Origin of the sequence: uncultured Ramlibacter sp. (genome assembly GCF_936925435.1) — a bacterium.
Classification (GTDB): domain Bacteria; phylum Pseudomonadota; class Gammaproteobacteria; order Burkholderiales; family Burkholderiaceae_C; genus Ramlibacter.
The window spans coordinates 136,288-150,930 of record NZ_CAKZHQ010000047.1 but is presented as its reverse complement, the minus strand read 5'-3'; the positions used below and the strand labels follow the sequence as shown (position 1 = coordinate 150,930).

The 14,643-nt window shown below is 66.6% G+C and carries 13 protein-coding genes; 11 read left to right on the top strand and 2 right to left on the bottom strand.

Translation table 11 applies throughout. The features are described 5' to 3' along the window. Positions 1 to 13: 13 nt before the first annotated feature. The 4 genes from Q0632_RS18535 to Q0632_RS18520 all read left to right on the top strand — a co-directional run bounded on the left by Q0632_RS18535 (position 14) and on the right by Q0632_RS18520 (position 4,511). Positions 14 to 520 (top strand): hypothetical protein, encoded by a 507-nt coding sequence (locus Q0632_RS18535; protein WP_298932986.1) that lies wholly within the window; start codon positions 14 to 16, stop codon positions 518 to 520. Positions 521 to 554: 34 nt separating this feature from the next. Beyond that, positions 555 to 1,283: a molecular chaperone gene (locus Q0632_RS18530; protein ID WP_298932985.1), complete on the top strand. Its 729-nt coding sequence runs from the start codon at positions 555 to 557 to the stop codon at positions 1,281 to 1,283. Between the two features lie 79 nt (positions 1,284 to 1,362). Then, positions 1,363 to 3,669 carry a fimbria/pilus outer membrane usher protein gene (locus tag Q0632_RS18525; RefSeq protein ID WP_298932977.1) on the top strand — a complete coding sequence of 769 codons (2,307 nt, stop codon included), beginning with the start codon at positions 1,363 to 1,365 and terminating at the stop codon, positions 3,667 to 3,669. Then, positions 3,666 to 4,511 carry a spore coat protein U domain-containing protein gene (locus Q0632_RS18520; protein ID WP_298932975.1) on the top strand — a complete coding sequence of 282 codons (846 nt, stop codon included), beginning with the start codon at positions 3,666 to 3,668 and terminating at the stop codon, positions 4,509 to 4,511. Before Q0632_RS18525 ends, Q0632_RS18520 begins: the two co-directional genes overlap by 4 nt. A 7-nt stretch (positions 4,512 to 4,518) precedes the next feature. Here the strand turns inward: Q0632_RS18520 and Q0632_RS18515 are convergent, their stop codons facing one another. Both Q0632_RS18515 and Q0632_RS18510 read right to left on the bottom strand, forming a co-directional pair. Then, positions 4,519 to 5,295: a pseudouridine synthase gene (locus Q0632_RS18515; protein ID WP_298932973.1), complete on the bottom strand. Its 777-nt coding sequence runs from the start codon at positions 5,293 to 5,295 to the stop codon at positions 4,519 to 4,521. A 66-nt stretch (positions 5,296 to 5,361) separates the two neighbouring features. Then, positions 5,362 to 6,090, bottom strand: a complete 729-nt coding sequence (locus Q0632_RS18510; RefSeq protein ID WP_298932971.1) for a Crp/Fnr family transcriptional regulator — start codon at positions 6,088 to 6,090, stop codon at positions 5,362 to 5,364. 118 nt (positions 6,091 to 6,208) lie between these two features. Between Q0632_RS18510 and Q0632_RS18505 the strand changes: the two genes are divergently transcribed. The 7 genes from Q0632_RS18505 (at position 6,209) to Q0632_RS18475 (ending at position 14,529) form a co-directional block, all read left to right on the top strand. Next, positions 6,209 to 8,155 carry a long-chain fatty acid--CoA ligase gene (locus Q0632_RS18505; protein WP_298932969.1) on the top strand — a complete coding sequence of 649 codons (1,947 nt, stop codon included), beginning with the start codon at positions 6,209 to 6,211 and terminating at the stop codon, positions 8,153 to 8,155. After that, the gene (locus Q0632_RS18500; protein ID WP_298932967.1) at positions 8,152 to 8,976 is read left to right on the top strand and encodes an ABC transporter ATP-binding protein; all 825 of its coding nucleotides are present in this window, start codon (positions 8,152 to 8,154) and stop codon (positions 8,974 to 8,976) included. The genes Q0632_RS18505 and Q0632_RS18500 overlap by 4 nt, the downstream gene beginning before the upstream one ends. Before the next feature lies 1 nt (position 8,977). Continuing rightward, positions 8,978 to 9,907: a branched-chain amino acid ABC transporter permease gene (locus tag Q0632_RS18495; RefSeq protein ID WP_298932965.1), complete on the top strand. Its 930-nt coding sequence runs from the start codon at positions 8,978 to 8,980 to the stop codon at positions 9,905 to 9,907. A gap of 15 nt (positions 9,908 to 9,922) precedes the next feature. After that, entirely contained in the window at positions 9,923 to 10,999 is a 1,077-nt protein-coding gene (locus tag Q0632_RS18490) for a branched-chain amino acid ABC transporter permease (protein ID WP_298932964.1), read from the top strand. A gap of 58 nt (positions 11,000 to 11,057) precedes the next feature. Next, complete coding sequence (locus Q0632_RS18485; protein ID WP_298932961.1) at positions 11,058 to 12,392, top strand: ABC transporter substrate-binding protein; 1,335 nt, start codon at positions 11,058 to 11,060, stop codon at positions 12,390 to 12,392. Positions 12,393 to 12,460: 68 nt separating this feature from the next. Further along, positions 12,461 to 13,270: an ABC transporter ATP-binding protein gene (locus tag Q0632_RS18480; protein WP_298932959.1), complete on the top strand. Its 810-nt coding sequence runs from the start codon at positions 12,461 to 12,463 to the stop codon at positions 13,268 to 13,270. 11 nt (positions 13,271 to 13,281) lie between these two features. Continuing rightward, the gene (locus Q0632_RS18475) at positions 13,282 to 14,529 is read left to right on the top strand and encodes a phenylacetate--CoA ligase family protein (RefSeq protein WP_298932957.1); all 1,248 of its coding nucleotides are present in this window, start codon (positions 13,282 to 13,284) and stop codon (positions 14,527 to 14,529) included. Positions 14,530 to 14,643: the final 114 nt, after the last annotated feature.

Here is a 14,643-nt window from a genome sequence, read left to right as displayed (position 1 = left end):
CTGAGAACGCGCGATGCCTGAGCTGAAATCCGGCACCGCGCCTTCGCTCAGGATTGCCGGCCTCGCCGTGGCAGCGGCACTGGCCGTTGGCACGGCGCATGCCGGACAGGCCAGTGCCCAGTTCAGTGTCACCGTACAGCTGGTGACGGGTGGTGGCGGCGGATCGGCCACATGCAGCCTGGTCCAGTTCCCGGCCTCCATCCAGTGCAACGGCACGCCGCCGGCGGACCCCATCCCCACCTTGCCCACCCCGCCGCTGCCGGACGGGGACTACGGCGCGATCCCCATCCTCCCTGGCGCAGTCCCAGATCCCCTTGCGCCCGGCCCCTTGGTTGCGCAGCCCCTGGCGCCAGACCGGCCGGATCTGAACGGCAATGGGATCACCGGCAGCTACCTCTTGCCCTTCACCAGGGTCCGGCTTGCATCTGAAGCCAACCCCGATCGCTCCGGCCGCGAGGCCGCCAGCAGGATGGTCAGCTGGGGCGGCCGCGAGTACCTGGAAGTGGTGCTGAGTTGGTGATGTAAGCTGCCGTATCGGAACATTGGGGAATCGCATGAATCACTCTCTCAGGGCGCTGGCACTCCTTCTCCCGCTTTGCGGCCTGGGCCTGCCCGCGGGCGCCGCCGACTTCTCGATCACACCGGTGCGCATCTTCATGGAGCCGCGCGACCGCGCCGTGGCCATCACCGTCACCAATGACGGCGAGCAAGAAATCGTGATGCAGGCCGATCTGTTCGTCTGGAAGCAAAAGCCCGACGGTGAATTCGATCTCGTCCCGACCGAGGACCTGATCCTTTCTCCCCCCATCCTCAAGCTCGCACCCAAATCCCGCCAGGTTGTACGGCTCGCGCGGCTGGGCCCGCCGCCGGCTGGCAGCCAGCTGACCTACCGGATGATCGTGCGTGAGATTCCCGAAGCCCGGCCGGCAAGCACCGACAACACGCTGCAGATCGCGCTGGCGTTCTCACTGCCCATCTTCATCACGCCGCCCACCGCCAAGCGCGACCTCAGCTGCAGCGCAACACGCGCATCGGCCAATGCGGTGATGGCAACCTGCAAGAACAGTGGAACGGCTTTTGCGCAGGTGCGTGAGTTCGTTCTGCTGGCAAGCAATGGCGAGCGGATCGCCACCCGCGACACCGGCGGCTACATCCTGCCGGAGATCACGCGCAGCTTCGAGATCAAGCGGGAAGGCGCGGCCATTCCCTCGGGGGCGATGAAGCTGCAGGTTGCGCTGGACGACGGCACCATGCAGGCTGTCGACCTCGCATTGACTGACTAGACGGCCCATGTCATGGAAAGCACTTCTGGCATTGGGATTGGGATGGGGCGGTAGCGTCCTGCTACCAATGGGGACCGCCATGGCGCAAACCCCCGCAATGGTGCCGGCAGCCGTGCCGGTCGCCGACCGGTTCGTCCCGCTGGAAGTCACGGTCAATGGTGCCAAGGGAGGCATCTGGCCCTTTCTGGAGCGCCAGGGCGTCTTGCACGCCCCCATCGATGCCCTGGAGGAATGGCGGATCCAGCCCCTGCCCGACATGCCCAGAGTGACGGCGCGCGGCGGCGAGTACGTGGCGCTGCCGGCACTGCCCGGTTTCAGCGCCAAGACAGACTTCCAGAACCAGTCGATCGCGCTGACGCTGGCACCGCAGGCTTTTGCAGCCACCAAGCTGTCCACGGAACTGAGCGAGCGGGTCAAACGCAGCCCGGTGCTGCCCAGCGCCTTTTTCAACTATGACGTCAGCTTCACCAGCGTGCGTTCGCGCCTGGGTGGGGGCGGCCGCGACTTCGGCGCGGTCACAGAGGCGGGGCTGTCCAACGACTGGGGCGTGTTGACCAGCAGCCATGTGGGACGCAATCTGACCGGCTCGGGCGGGCTGGACGCGAGCAGCGGCTGGCTGCGGCTGGAAACGACCTTCACCCGCGACGACACGGAACGCAACCGCACGCTGCGGCTGGGCGACACGGCCACCAGACAGGGCATGTGGGGGCGCAGCGTCTATTTCGGCGGCGTGCAATACGGCAGCAACTTCGCGCTGACACCCGGCTTCATCACGCAGCCATTGCCCGTGCTGCGCGGTGTGTCGTCCGCGCCGTCGACGGTGGAGTTGTACGTCAACGATGTGCTCAAGCAGACATCCAACGTGCCGCCCGGGCCCTTCTCGATCGACAACACGGCCTCTGTGACAGGCAACGGCGAAGCCCGGCTGGTGGTGCGCGACCTGCTGGGCCGGGAGGTGGTCATCGTCCAGCCCTTCTTCACTTCCGCGGAACTGCTGACCAAGGGCTTGAACGACTGGAGCGTGGAGGCGGGCACCTTGCGCCACGACCTCGGGCTGGCCAACGCGAACTACGGCAGCGCTTTCGGCAGCGGCACCTGGCGCCATGGCTGGAACGACTGGCTGACGCTCGAAGGCCGCGGCGAAGTGAGCGCCAAATCCTGGACCGGCGGCCTGGGCCTGATCACCACTTTGCCCGGCGGGGTGCTCGGCCGGGCGGCTTACGTCACCAGCGAAGACGATGCCCGTGCCCGCGGCCACCAGTGGGTGCTGGGCCTGCAGCGCGAATGGCTGCGGGCCTTGGCGCAGGTCCAGCTCGAAGGCGCTTCACGCAGTTTTCGCATGCTGGGTATGGACCGGCTCGAGCTGCCCGTGAAATTCCAGGCGGCAGCCAGCTTGAGCTACTCCACCCCGGGCTATGGCACCGTCGGCCTGGGCTTTGCCACCATCGAGCGCTTCCTCGCCCGCCGGATCACCACGGTGTCGGCCAACTACTCGCAGCTGGTGGGCAGGCGCAACAACCTCAGCGTCAGCGTCAGCAAGGTGCTCGATGGCGCCAGCGGCCTGGGCGTCAATGCATCGCTGTTCGTCCCGCTGGACGACACGACCATCGTCAGCGCCACCGCCAACATCCGGGGCAGCTCGCATGACTACTACGCGTCGGCCTCCCGCTCGCCCGACGCGCAGGAAGGCCTGGGCTGGCGCCTGCAGGGCGGCGCCCGCCAGGACCAGCCCTACTCAGAGGGCGGCCTCTACTACACCGGCCGCTATGGCAGGTTGTACGGCGATGTCAGCGTTTCCCCCGACCAGCAGGCCGTGCGCACCAGTGCCAGCGGCGCGCTGGTGGCCGCCGACGCCCACCTGTTTGCAACGCGGCGGATCGAGCAGAGCTTCGCCATTGCGCAGATCAAGGACATGGAGAACATCGGCGTCGGCCTGGGCGGCAATGTCATGACCCGCACCGACAAGAACGGCATCGCCATCCTGCCCGTGCTCTCGCCCTACCAGCCGAACTCCGTGCGCATCAACCCGAAGGACCTGCCCGTGAGCGCTGAGATCGGCAACATCGAAAGCATCATCGTGCCGTCCTGGCGCAGCGGCGTGAAGGTGGACTTCCCGGTGCGCAGCGGACGCGCCGCCCTGCTGCGCATCGTGTTGGACGACGGCGACGTCGCGCCTGCCGGCGCCACCGTCAAGCTCAGCGGCGACGCCGAGTATTTTTATGTGGCCCGCCGCGGCGAGGCTTATGTCACCGGCATGCAGGCATCCAACAAGCTGGCACTGACGTGGAAGAACCAGCAGTGCAGCATGGATGTCGTCTTGCCAAAGGCAGCCAACGATGAGATCGCACGCGTCGGCCCACTGTTGTGCAAAGGGGTGAATCGATGAACTACTGGCTCACGGGCCTGCTCGGCCTGCTGGCCCTGGCTTGCACGCCGGCGTCGGCGCGGATCAATTGCAGCATCACGTCGCCCGGCATCACGGTCAGCTATCCGGCGGGGGTGACGCTGTCCGAGCAAAGCTACTTTTCCGTCAGCTGCTCGCGCCAGACTGGCGATCCGCTGTCGGTCACCTACGCGGTGGGTGTCGACAACGGCCTCTATGCCAACGGCGCACAGAACCGGGCGCGCGAGCAGTGGTGGATCATCCCAATCTACATGAACTACGACATGTACCGCAACGCCGCCTGCAGTTCGGCATGGACCGACACGAACAACACGCGGATCAGCGACACCATCACCTGGTCCGGCGGTACCGACACCAGCCTGAGGACCAAGCAGACGGCCTACTGGACCTGCATTCCCAGCCAGACCGGGATGTACGCGGGCGCCTATGAAGACACGGTGACGTTCACTCTGCAAGCCAACAACGTGACCACCGCCACCGGCGTCGCAGCCGTCAAGGTCTATGCGCCGGCCGCCTGCGACTTCACGGCGACGCCAACCAACATCAATTTCACCTATACCGCGTTCGGCGCGGCAGTGACGGCTTCAACGACTTTCTCGACCGAGTGCTCCCGCCTGATGCCCTATACCCTTGCAGTGAGCCCGACCACCGGCACGGTGGTGGGACTGACCTACTCACTGAGCCTGAGCGCCACCTCGGCCACGGGCACCGGCGGCGCCCAGAACTTCACCATCACCGGCACCATGCCGGCGGGCCAGCCGGGCAGCTGCAACGGCGCTGTCTGCACCGGCTCCGTGCCGCACACGGTCACGCTCAGCTACTAGAAGAACGTCAGAAGCGCTCGCCCGGTCCCAGATAGCGCCACTGCCCCACTGGCAGCGCGCCCAGCACGACGCGGCCGATGCGGATGCGCTTGAGGCCCACCACCTTCAGGCCCACCTGCTCGCACATGCGGCGGATCTGGCGCTTCTTGCCCTCGGTCAGGACAAAGCGCAGCTGCTCGGGGTTTTGCCAGTCGACCTGGGCCGGCTTGAGCGGCTTGCCGTCCAGGCTCAGGCCATGGCGCAGCCGCTCCAGCTGCGCAACGGGAAAGGCCTTCTGCACGTCGGTGGCTACCTCGCCGCGTTCACCGTAGGTCACGCGCACCAGGTACTCCTTCTCCATGCCGGAGTCTTCGCCGATCAGCTGGCGCGCCACCCGGCCGTCCTGGGTCAGCACCAGCAGGCCGATCGAATCGATGTCCAGCCGACCGGCCGGCGCCAGCCCGCGCAGCTGCGGCGGGGAGAAGCGGTTGCTGCCGGGGTCTTCGCGCCAGTGGGTGCGCGGGTTGATCAGCACCACAGCAGGCTCGTGGCCGTCCTCCGCCTGGCCGCTGACATAGCCCATGGGCTTGTTCAGCAGGATGGTGACCTGGGTGGCCTGGTGGCCCTGCGCCTTGCGGTCGACTTCGATGCGGTCCGAGGGCTGCACCTTCACGCCCATGGCCGCGACCGCGCCGTTGACCTTGACCCAGCCCTGGGCGATCCAGTCGTCGGCCTCGCGGCGCGAGCACAGGCCCAGTTCGGCCATGCGCTTGTTCAGTCGGGAGGTGCTTGCGGGTTCCGTCATGCTGAATGCTACTTTTTTGATAGCTGCTCACGCCCAATTGGCGGGGGATAGAAGGCTATTTTATTGTCAAAGGGGCTTGGGCAGCACACTGGAGCGCAGCGCGTCCAGGTCGAGGATGCGCAGGCCGCCGTACTCGACACGGATTGTGGCCTGGGCCTGCAGCGCGGTGAGCGCCTCGTTGACCCGCTGGCGCGACAGCCCCACCAGGTAGGCCAGCTCCTGCTGGGTGATGCGCAGCACCTCGCCCACGCCCGGGTACAGCACAGGGTTGAACAGGGCCGCCAGGCTGCGCGCCACCCGCAGGTCGGGATTGTTCATGCGGTCGATCTCGCGCGCGGCGATGAACTGGCCCAGCCGCTCATTGAGCTGGTTCATGACAAAGCGGTTGAAGCCGATCGAGTGGTCCAGCAGCCAGTGGAAGGTGTCCACTGGCAGGCCGGCCACCACGCTCTTGCGCAACGCCTGGATGTTGTAGCGGTAGGCCTCGCGCTTGAGCGCCGTGCCCTCGCCGAACCAGCCGCCGGGCGGCACGCCGGTGAAGGTCATGGTCTGGCCCTGCGCGTTGTCCATGCTCATCTTGAGCAGGCCTTCGATGACACCGAACCAGTAGGTCACGGGCCGGCCCATGCGGCAGACCAGGTCGCCGGGCAGGGCATCGCCGACGCTGATATCGCCGATGGCGCGGCCGTATTCGGCCGGCTGCAGCACGCGCAGCCAGGGGATGCCGGCCAGTTCGGCCGGCGTCGGCGCACGGCGCCGCTGGTGCAGCGAGAGTTCGGGGGCGGTGGCAGCCATGTTCGGGAAAACGACCTTCGGGAATTCCCGCGAATTGTCGTTGCAAAGACAAGCCAACGTCAAAGCGCGGCCTAGGATGCGGCCAACCGAGACAACAAGCCCAGGCTTGAAGGACACCATGGAGACAACGTTCCCGCGACTGCTGCTCCTGCATGCGGCGCAGCGCCCCGGCGGCGCGGCCATGCGCGAGAAGGAGTACGGCATCTGGCAGAGCCACAGCTGGTCGGCCATGGCGGCGCTGGTCGAGCACATCGCCTGCGGCTTGCACCAGGCCGGCCTGACGCGCGGCGAACACATGGTGGTGGTGGGCGCCAACCGGCCCCGTCTCTACGCCACCATGCTGGCGGCCCAAGCGCTGGGCGCCATCCCCATCCCGCTGTACCAGGATGCGGCGTCGGCCGAGTGCGTGTTCCCCATCAACAACGCCCATGTGCGCTTTGCCTTCGCCGAAGACCAGGAGCAGGTCGACAAGCTGCTGGAGATCCGCGCCCAGTGCCCGCAACTCGAGGGCCTCTACTTCGACGACCCGCGTGGCCTGCGCAACTACCGCGAGCCCGGCCTGGTGGCGCTGGACGCGCTGATCGAGAGCGGTGCCGCCTTCGCGCAAAGCCATCCGTCCTTCTTCCGCGCCGAGGTCGACCGGGGCCTGCCCGACGACGTCGCCGCCATGTTCTTCACTTCCGGCACCACCGGCAACCCCAAGGGCGTGGTTCACAGCCACCGCACGCTGCTGGACCGCGCCAAGGCCGGCGCCGATTTCGACAGGCTGACGCATGCCGAGGAGGTTCTGGCCTACCTGCCGCCGGCCTGGGTCGGCCAGAACATCTTCAGCTACGGCCAGTGGCTGGCCTGCGGCTACGTGGTCAATTGCCCCGAATCCGCCGCCACCGTGACCATCGACCTGAAGGAAGTGGGACCCACCTACTACTTCGCGCCGCCGCGCATCTTCGAAGGCCTGCTGACCGCGGTGATGATCCGCATGGAAGACGCCAGCGCGCCCAAGCGCGCCCTGTTCCACGCCTGTATGGCGCTGGCCCGCCGCGTCGGTCCGGCGCTGATGGACGGCAAGAGCGTGGGCGCCTGGGACCGCATCAAGTACGCCCTGGGCAATGCGCTGGTCTACGGCCCGCTGCGCAACAACCTGGGTCTGTCGCGCGTGCGCGTGGCCTACACGGCGGGCGAGGCCATCGGCCCCGACCTGTTCAGCTTCTACCGCTCCATCGGCATCAACTTGAAGCAGCTGTACGGCTCGACCGAGACCGCCGTCTTCGTCTGCCTGCAGCCCGATGACCAGGCCCGCGCCGACACGGTTGGCATCCCGATTGCCGGCGTCGAGATCCGGGTCGCGGACAACGGCGAGATCCTGGTGCGCTCGCCCGGCTTGCTGCGCGGCTACTACAAGAACCCCGAGGCCACGGCCGAAGTGCTGACCGCCGACGGCTGGTACCACACCAGTGACGCCGGCTTCATCGACGCGCAAGGGCACCTGAAGATCATCGACCGCGTCAAGGACGTGGGCCGCATCGCCGGCGGCGCCCATGACGGCGCCATGTTCGCGCCCAAGTACGTGGAGAACAAGCTCAAGTTCTTCCCCCACATCAAGGAGGCCGTGGCCTATGGCGACGGCCGCGACCAGGTCTGCGTGATGCTCAACATCGACTTCGACGCCGTCGGCAACTGGGCCGAGCGGCGCAACCTGCCCTATGCCGGCTACACCGACCTGGCGCAAAAACCCGAGGTCTACGCCCTGCTCAAGGACTGCGTGGAAAAGGTCAACGCCGACCTGGCGGCCGACCCGCTGCTGGCCGGCTCGCAGATCAGCCGCTTCCTGGTGCTGCACAAGGAGCTGGACGCTGATGACGGAGAACTCACGCGCACCAACAAGGTCCGGCGCGGCTTCATCGCCGACAAGTACCTGGTGCTGATCGACGCGCTCTACGGCGGCAAGCCCGAGCAGTACATCGAAACCCAGGTGAAGTTCGAGGATGGCCGCAGCGGCAGCGTCAGCGCCACCTTGAAGATCGCCGACAGCAAGGTCTTCGCACCGGTCAAGGCTGCCGCATGAACATGATGAGCGAACCTCTGGTGTCAGCGCAGGACGGCAATGGCCGCAAGTTCGGCGATGTGATTCTGGACGTGAAGAACATCTCGCTGCGCTTTGGCGGCGTCAAGGCGCTGAGCGACATCTCGTTTGACGTGCGCGAGCACGAGATCCGCGCCATCATCGGCCCCAACGGTGCCGGCAAGAGCTCGATGCTCAATTGCATCAACGGCGTCTACCAGCCGCAGGAAGGCTCGATCAGCTTTCGCGGCCAGACCTTCCGCCACATGAACAGCCACCAGGTGGCCACCATGGGCGTGGCCCGGACTTTCCAGAACCTGGCCCTGTTCAAGGGCATGAGCGTGCTGGACAACATCATGACCGGGCGCAACCTCAAGATCAAAAGCAACATCCTGCTGCAGGCCCTTCGCATCGGGCCGGCGCTGCGCGAAGAGATCCGGCACCGCGAGTTCGTCGAACACATCATCGACTTCCTGGAGATCCAGGCCTGGCGCAAGACGCCGGTGGGCCAGCTGCCCTACGGCCTGCAAAAGCGCGTCGACCTGGGCCGGGCCCTGGCGATGGAGCCCCAGGTGCTGCTGCTGGACGAGCCCATGGCCGGCATGAACGTCGAGGAGAAGCAGGACATGTGCCGCTTTGTGCTCGACATCAACGACGAGTTCGGCACCACCGTGGTCCTGATCGAGCACGACATGGGCGTGGTGATGGACATCAGCGACCGCGTCGTGGTGCTGGACTACGGCAAGAAGATCGGCGACGGCACGCCCGACGCGGTGCGCAACAACCCCGACGTCATCAAAGCCTACCTGGGCACATCGCACTGATATGGCATTTTTTCTCGAAACCCTGCTCGGCGGCCTGATGGTCGGCATGCTGTATTCGCTGGTGGCGCTGGGCTTCGTGCTCATCTTCAAGGCCTCGGGCGTGTTCAATTTCGCCCAGGGCGCGATGGTGCTGTTCGCGGCGCTGGCGATGGCCCGGCTGGCCGAATGGATCCCGCAGTGGACCGGTATCGACAGCAAGTGGCTGGCCAATGTGCTGGCCTTCCTCTGCGCCGGCGCGCTGATGTTCGTGCTGGCCTGGCTGATCGAGCGGCTGGCATTGCGCCACCTGGTCAACCAGGAGGCCTCGACCCTGTTGATGGCCACCCTGGGCATCACCTACTTCATCGACGGCCTGGGCCAGAGCCTGTTCGGCAGCAACGTCTACAAGCTGGACATCGGCATGCCCAAGGAGCCGATCTTCGCCCTGGAGTCGGTCTTCCAGGGCGGCGTGCTGATCAACCAGGAAGACCTGATCGCCGCTGCCATCGCCACCGCCCTGGTGGCCCTGCTCAGCCTGTTCTTCCAGAAGACCTCGACCGGCCGGGCCCTGCGCGCCGTGGCCGACGACCACCAGGCAGCGCAGTCCATCGGCATCCCGTTGGGACGCATCTGGTTCATCGTCTGGTGCGTGGCCGGCGTGGTGGCCCTGGTGGCCGGGATGATCTGGGGCAGCAAGCTGGGCGTGCAGTTCTCGCTGACCACCCTGGCGCTGCGCGCGCTGCCGGTGGTCATCCTGGGCGGCCTGACCTCGGTGCCCGGCGCCATCATCGGCGGCCTGGTGATCGGCGTCGGCGAGAAGCTCTCCGAGGTCTATCTCGGCCCCTATGTGGGCGGCGGCATCGAAATCTGGTTCGCCTATGTGCTGGCCCTGGTCTTCCTGCTGTTCCGGCCGCAGGGATTGTTCGGCGAGAAGATCATTGACCGCGTGTAAGGCAGGACCCATCCCATGATTTACCGCGAGAACGGCCAGTTCAAGACCAGCTACCGGGCCGACCAGCAGATCTTCCCCATCCTGCAGGACCGGGTCTTCGTCGCCGCGCTGCTGGCCCTGGCCTTTGTCGCCGTGCCGCTGCTGGCCAGCGACTACCTGATGCGGGCCATCCTCATCCCCTTTCTGATCTTCTCGCTGGCGGCCGTCGGCGTGAACATCCTGGTGGGCTATTGCGGCCAGATCTCGCTGGGTTCGGGCGCCTTCATGGCCGTCGGCGCGTATGGCGCCTACAACTTCTTCGTGCGCATCCCCGGTCTGCCGCTGGTGCCGGCGCTGATCCTGGGCGGCCTGTGCGCCATGGCCTTCGGCATCCTGTTCGGCCTGCCCTCGCTGCGGGTGCGCGGCCTGTACCTGGCGATGGCCACCCTGGCGGCGCAGTTCTTCGCCGACTGGATGTTCCTGCGCATCAAGTGGTTCACGCTGGACACGCCCTCGGGCTCGGTCGCCGTCTCCAACCTGCAGGTGTTCGGCCTGCCGCTGGAGAGCGCGCAATCGAAGTACCTGTTCTGCCTGGCCATCCTGGCGGTGATCGCCCTGCTGGCCAAGAACCTGGTGCGCGGTGCGATCGGCCGCGAGTGGATGGCGATCCGCGATATGGACGTGGCCGCCGCGGTGATCGGCATCCGGCCGATGTACGCCAAGCTCAGCGCCTTTGCCGTCAGCTCCTTCATCATCGGCGTGGCCGGCGCGCTGTGGGCCTTCATCTACCTGGGCGCCTGGGAGCCCTCGGCCTTCTCGGTGGACTACTCCTTCCGCCTGCTGTTCATGGTCATCATCGGCGGCCTGGGCTCCATCATGGGCAGCTTCTTCGGCGCCGCCTTCATCACCATCTTGCCGATCGCGCTGAACCAGCTGCTGCCCTTCGTGGCCGGCCTGTTCGGCATCGCCATCACCACCACCGCCGTCTCGCATGCCGAGCTGATGATCTTCGGCGGCCTGATCGTCTGGTTCCTCATCGTCGAGCCGCACGGCCTGGCCAAACTCTGGTCCACGGCCAAGCAGAAGCTGCGGCTGTGGCCTTTCCCCCATTGATGCCCCGCACTGACACGTTTTCTCGAGCGCTCTCAAACTCACCAATAGGAGACAAACCATGAAATTGCGCAAGATCGTCCTGGCCGCAGCCATGCTGGCCACCGGCGCCACGGCGGTGCTGACTTCCCCGGCCATGGCCCAGGCCAAGGAGCAGTACCTGCCGGTGCTCTCCTACCGCACCGGGCCCTATGCGCCCAACGGAACGCCCACGGCCAACGGCATCGTCGACTACTACAAACTGGTCAATGCCCGCGGCGGCATCAACGGCGTCAAGCTGCTGTTCGAGGAATGCGAGACCGGCTACGACACGGCCCGCAGCGTGGAGTGCTACGAGCGCCTCAAGGGCAAGAACGGCGGCGCCACCCTGATCCACCCCTGGTCCACCGGCGCCACCTTCGCGCTGACCGAGAAGGCCCCGGGCGACAAGATCCCGCTGATCACCACCGGCTATGGCCGCAGCGAGAGCGCCGACGGCACCATCTTCAAGTGGAACTTCCCGCTGCTGGGCACCTACTGGGTGGCCGCCGACGCCATCGTCCAGGCCATCGCCAAGAAGGAAGGCGGCTTCGACAAACTCAAGGGCAAGAAGATCGCCCTGGTCTTCCACGACAGCCCGTTCGGCAAGGAGCCGATCCCGCTGCTGCAGGAGCGCGCCAAGATGCACGGTTTCGAGCTGCAGTTGCTGCCGGTGACGGCACCCGGCGTCGAGCAGAAAGCCACCTGGCTGCAGGTGCGCCAGAGCCGCCCGGACTACACCCTGCTGTGGGGCTGGGGCGTGATGAACTCCACCGCGCTGAAGGAGGCCCAGGCCACCGGCTACCCGCGCGAGAAGATGTACGGCGTCTGGTGGTCGGGCGCCGAGCCCGACGTCAAGGACGTGGGCCAGGGTGCCAAGGGCTACAACGCCGTGACCCTGCAGCACGGCACCGACAAGAACGCGCCCATCGTCAAGGAGATCCTGGCCAAGCTGCATGACAAGGGCCAGGGCACGGGTCCGAAGGACGAAGTGGGCGAGACCCTGTACCTGCGCGGCGTGGTGAGCGCCGCCATGGGTGTCGAGGGCATCCGCGCGGCGCAAGAGCGCTTCGGCAAGGGCAAGGTCATGACAGGCGAGCAGGTCCGCTGGGGCCTGGAGAACCTGAACCTGACCCAGGCCAAGCTCGACGCGCTGGGCTTCAAGGGCGTGATGCGCCCGGTCAGCACCTCCTGCGCCGACCACGTGGGCGCCAGCGCAGCGCGCATCCACACCTGGGACGGCAGCAAGTGGGAGTTCACCAGCGACTGGATCGAGGCCGATCAGCAGATCATCCGGCCCATGGTCAAGTCCACCGCCGGCAAGTACGCGGCGGAGAAGAAGCTCACCGCACGCACGCCTGCCGATTGCCAGTCCTGATGTAACCCTGGCGGCTCCGCGAGGAGCCGCCAAATGAAAGGCCCGGCCTTTCATTTGGCGAACACACCATGAGCACACCCAACATCGTTTTAAACGTCAACGGCATCGAGGTCATCTACAACCACGTGATCCTGGTGCTCAAGGGCGTGTCCCTGCAGGTGCCCGAGGGCGGCATCGTCGCCATCCTGGGCGGCAACGGGGCCGGCAAGACCACCACCTTGCGGGCGGTCTCCAACCTGCTGCACGGCGAGCGCGGCGAGGTCACCAAGGGCTCGATCGAGCTGCGCGGCGAGCGCATCGAGAACCTGTCGCCGGCCGACCTGGTGCGCCGCGGCGTGGTCCAGGTGATGGAGGGGCGCCACTGCTTCGCCCACCTGACCATCGAGGAGAACCTGCTGACGGGCGCCTACACCCGCCCCAACAAGGCCGAGGTGGCGGCCAATCTGGAGAAGGTCTACACCTACTTCCCGCGCCTGAAGACCCGCCGGACCTCGCAGGCGGCCTACACCTCGGGCGGCGAGCAGCAGATGTGCGCCATCGGCCGCGCCCTGATGGCCAACCCCAGCATGGTGCTGCTGGACGAGCCGTCCATGGGCCTTGCGCCGCAGATCGTCGAGGAGGTCTTCGAGATCGTGAAGGATCTCAACCAGCGCGAGAAGGTGACCTTTCTGCTGGCCGAGCAGAACACCAACATGGCGCTCAAGTACTCGGACTACGGGTACATCATGGAAAGCGGCCGCGTGGTCATGGACGGGCCGGCGGCCGACCTGGCCAACAACGAGGACGTCAAGGAGTTCTACCTGGGCGTGGGTGGCGGCGAGCGCAAGTCGTTCCGGGACGTCAAGAGTTACAAGCGCCGCAAGCGCTGGTTGGCCTGAGGGAGGCAGTCATGAGCGAATTCTTCGACGCGCTGGAAACGCGCGACCCTGGCCAACGCGAAGCCCAGCTGATGGCGGCCCTGCCGCAGCAGGTGGCCCATGCGCAACAGGCCACACCGGCGTTTGCCGCCATTTTGCAAGGTGTGGACGCGCAGGCGGTGACCTCGCGCGAGGCCCTGGCCAGGCTGCCTGTGACGCGCAAGCACGAGCTGCTGGAACGCCAGCAGGCCCAGCGCGCCAGCGACCCCTTCGGCGGCTTTTCCGCGCTGCAGCGCGGCCCGGCCATGCCACGCGCCTATGCATCGCCCGGCCCGATCTACGAGCCCGAGGGCGCTGGCAAGGACTACTGGCGCGCAGCGCGCGCCCTGTACGCCGCTGGCCTGCGCAGCGGCGACCTGGTGCACAACGCCTTCAGCTACCACATGACACCGGGCGCCTTCATCATGGAGTCGGGCGCCCACGCCATCGGGTGCACCGTCTTTCCCGCGGGCACGGGCCAGACCGAGCAGCAGCTGCAGGCCATCGCCGAACTGCGGCCGTCCGCCTACACCGGCACGCCCAGCTTCCTGCGCATCCTGGTCGAGAAGGCACAGGAGGCCGGTGCCGACATCTCCAGCATCCGCAAGGGCCTGGTCGGCGGCGAGGCCTTCCCGCCCAGCCTGCGCGACTGGTTCGCCGAGCGCGGCATGGCCATCTACCAAAGCTACGCCACCGCCGACCTCGGACTGATCGCCTACGAAACCACGCCCCGCGAAGGCCTGGTGCTGGATGAAGGCGTGGTCGTCGAGATCGTCCGGCCCGGCACCGGCGACCCGGTGGCACCCGGCGAGGTCGGCGAGCTGGTGGTGACCACGCTCAACGCCGGCTACCCGCTGATCCGCTTTGGCACAGGCGATCTGTCGGCCGTCCTGCCCGGAGCTTGCCCGACGGGCCGCAGCAACACCCGCATCAAGGGCTGGCTGGGCCGGGCCGACCAGACCACCAAGATCCGCGGCATGTTCGTCCATCCCGGCCAGGTGGCCGACATCGCCCGGCGCTTTCCCGAGGTGCTCAAGGCGCGCCTGGTGGTCAACGGCGAGATGGCCAACGACACCATGACCTTGCAGGTCGAGGCCGCCGGCGCGCCGCAGGGCTTGCACGAGCGCATCGGCGAGGCCATCCGCGACGTGACCAAGCTGCGCGGCGAGGTCCAGCTGCTGGCGCCAGGCAGTCTGCCCAACGACGGCAAGGTGATCGAGGACGCCCGCAGCTACAAATAGGCCGCTCTGTTTTTTATAGCTACCGGAGGCGATTTGACGGGGGTTACAGCCATTTTTGATGCAAAAGGACCAGGGTAAAACCCGACTCCAGGCTAAGTAATTACCGCGATGGCC

Bases quoted from the DNA above. Each gene is read 5' to 3' on its own strand.
- Q0632_RS18505 (WP_298932969.1), top strand. From the start codon at position 6,209: ATGGAGACAACGTTCCCGCGACTGCTGCTCCTGCATGCGGCGCAGCGC.
- Q0632_RS18525 (WP_298932977.1), top strand. From the start codon at position 1,363: ATGGCGCAAACCCCCGCAATGGTGCCGGCAGCCGTGCCGGTCGCCGAC.
- Q0632_RS18475 (WP_298932957.1), top strand. From the start codon at position 13,282: ATGAGCGAATTCTTCGACGCGCTGGAAACGCGCGACCCTGGCCAACGC.
- Q0632_RS18520 (WP_298932975.1), top strand. From the start codon at position 3,666: ATGAACTACTGGCTCACGGGCCTGCTCGGCCTGCTGGCCCTGGCTTGC.
- Q0632_RS18495 (WP_298932965.1), top strand. From the start codon at position 8,978: ATGGCATTTTTTCTCGAAACCCTGCTCGGCGGCCTGATGGTCGGCATG.
- Q0632_RS18535 (WP_298932986.1), top strand. From the start codon at position 14: ATGCCTGAGCTGAAATCCGGCACCGCGCCTTCGCTCAGGATTGCCGGC.
- Q0632_RS18490 (WP_298932964.1), top strand. From the start codon at position 9,923: ATGATTTACCGCGAGAACGGCCAGTTCAAGACCAGCTACCGGGCCGAC.
- Q0632_RS18530 (WP_298932985.1), top strand. From the start codon at position 555: ATGAATCACTCTCTCAGGGCGCTGGCACTCCTTCTCCCGCTTTGCGGC.
- Q0632_RS18485 (WP_298932961.1), top strand. From the start codon at position 11,058: ATGAAATTGCGCAAGATCGTCCTGGCCGCAGCCATGCTGGCCACCGGC.
- Q0632_RS18480 (WP_298932959.1), top strand. From the start codon at position 12,461: ATGAGCACACCCAACATCGTTTTAAACGTCAACGGCATCGAGGTCATC.
- Q0632_RS18515 (WP_298932973.1), bottom strand. From the start codon at position 5,295: ATGACGGAACCCGCAAGCACCTCCCGACTGAACAAGCGCATGGCCGAA.
- Q0632_RS18510 (WP_298932971.1), bottom strand. From the start codon at position 6,090: ATGGCTGCCACCGCCCCCGAACTCTCGCTGCACCAGCGGCGCCGTGCG.
- Q0632_RS18500 (WP_298932967.1), top strand. From the start codon at position 8,152: ATGAACATGATGAGCGAACCTCTGGTGTCAGCGCAGGACGGCAATGGC.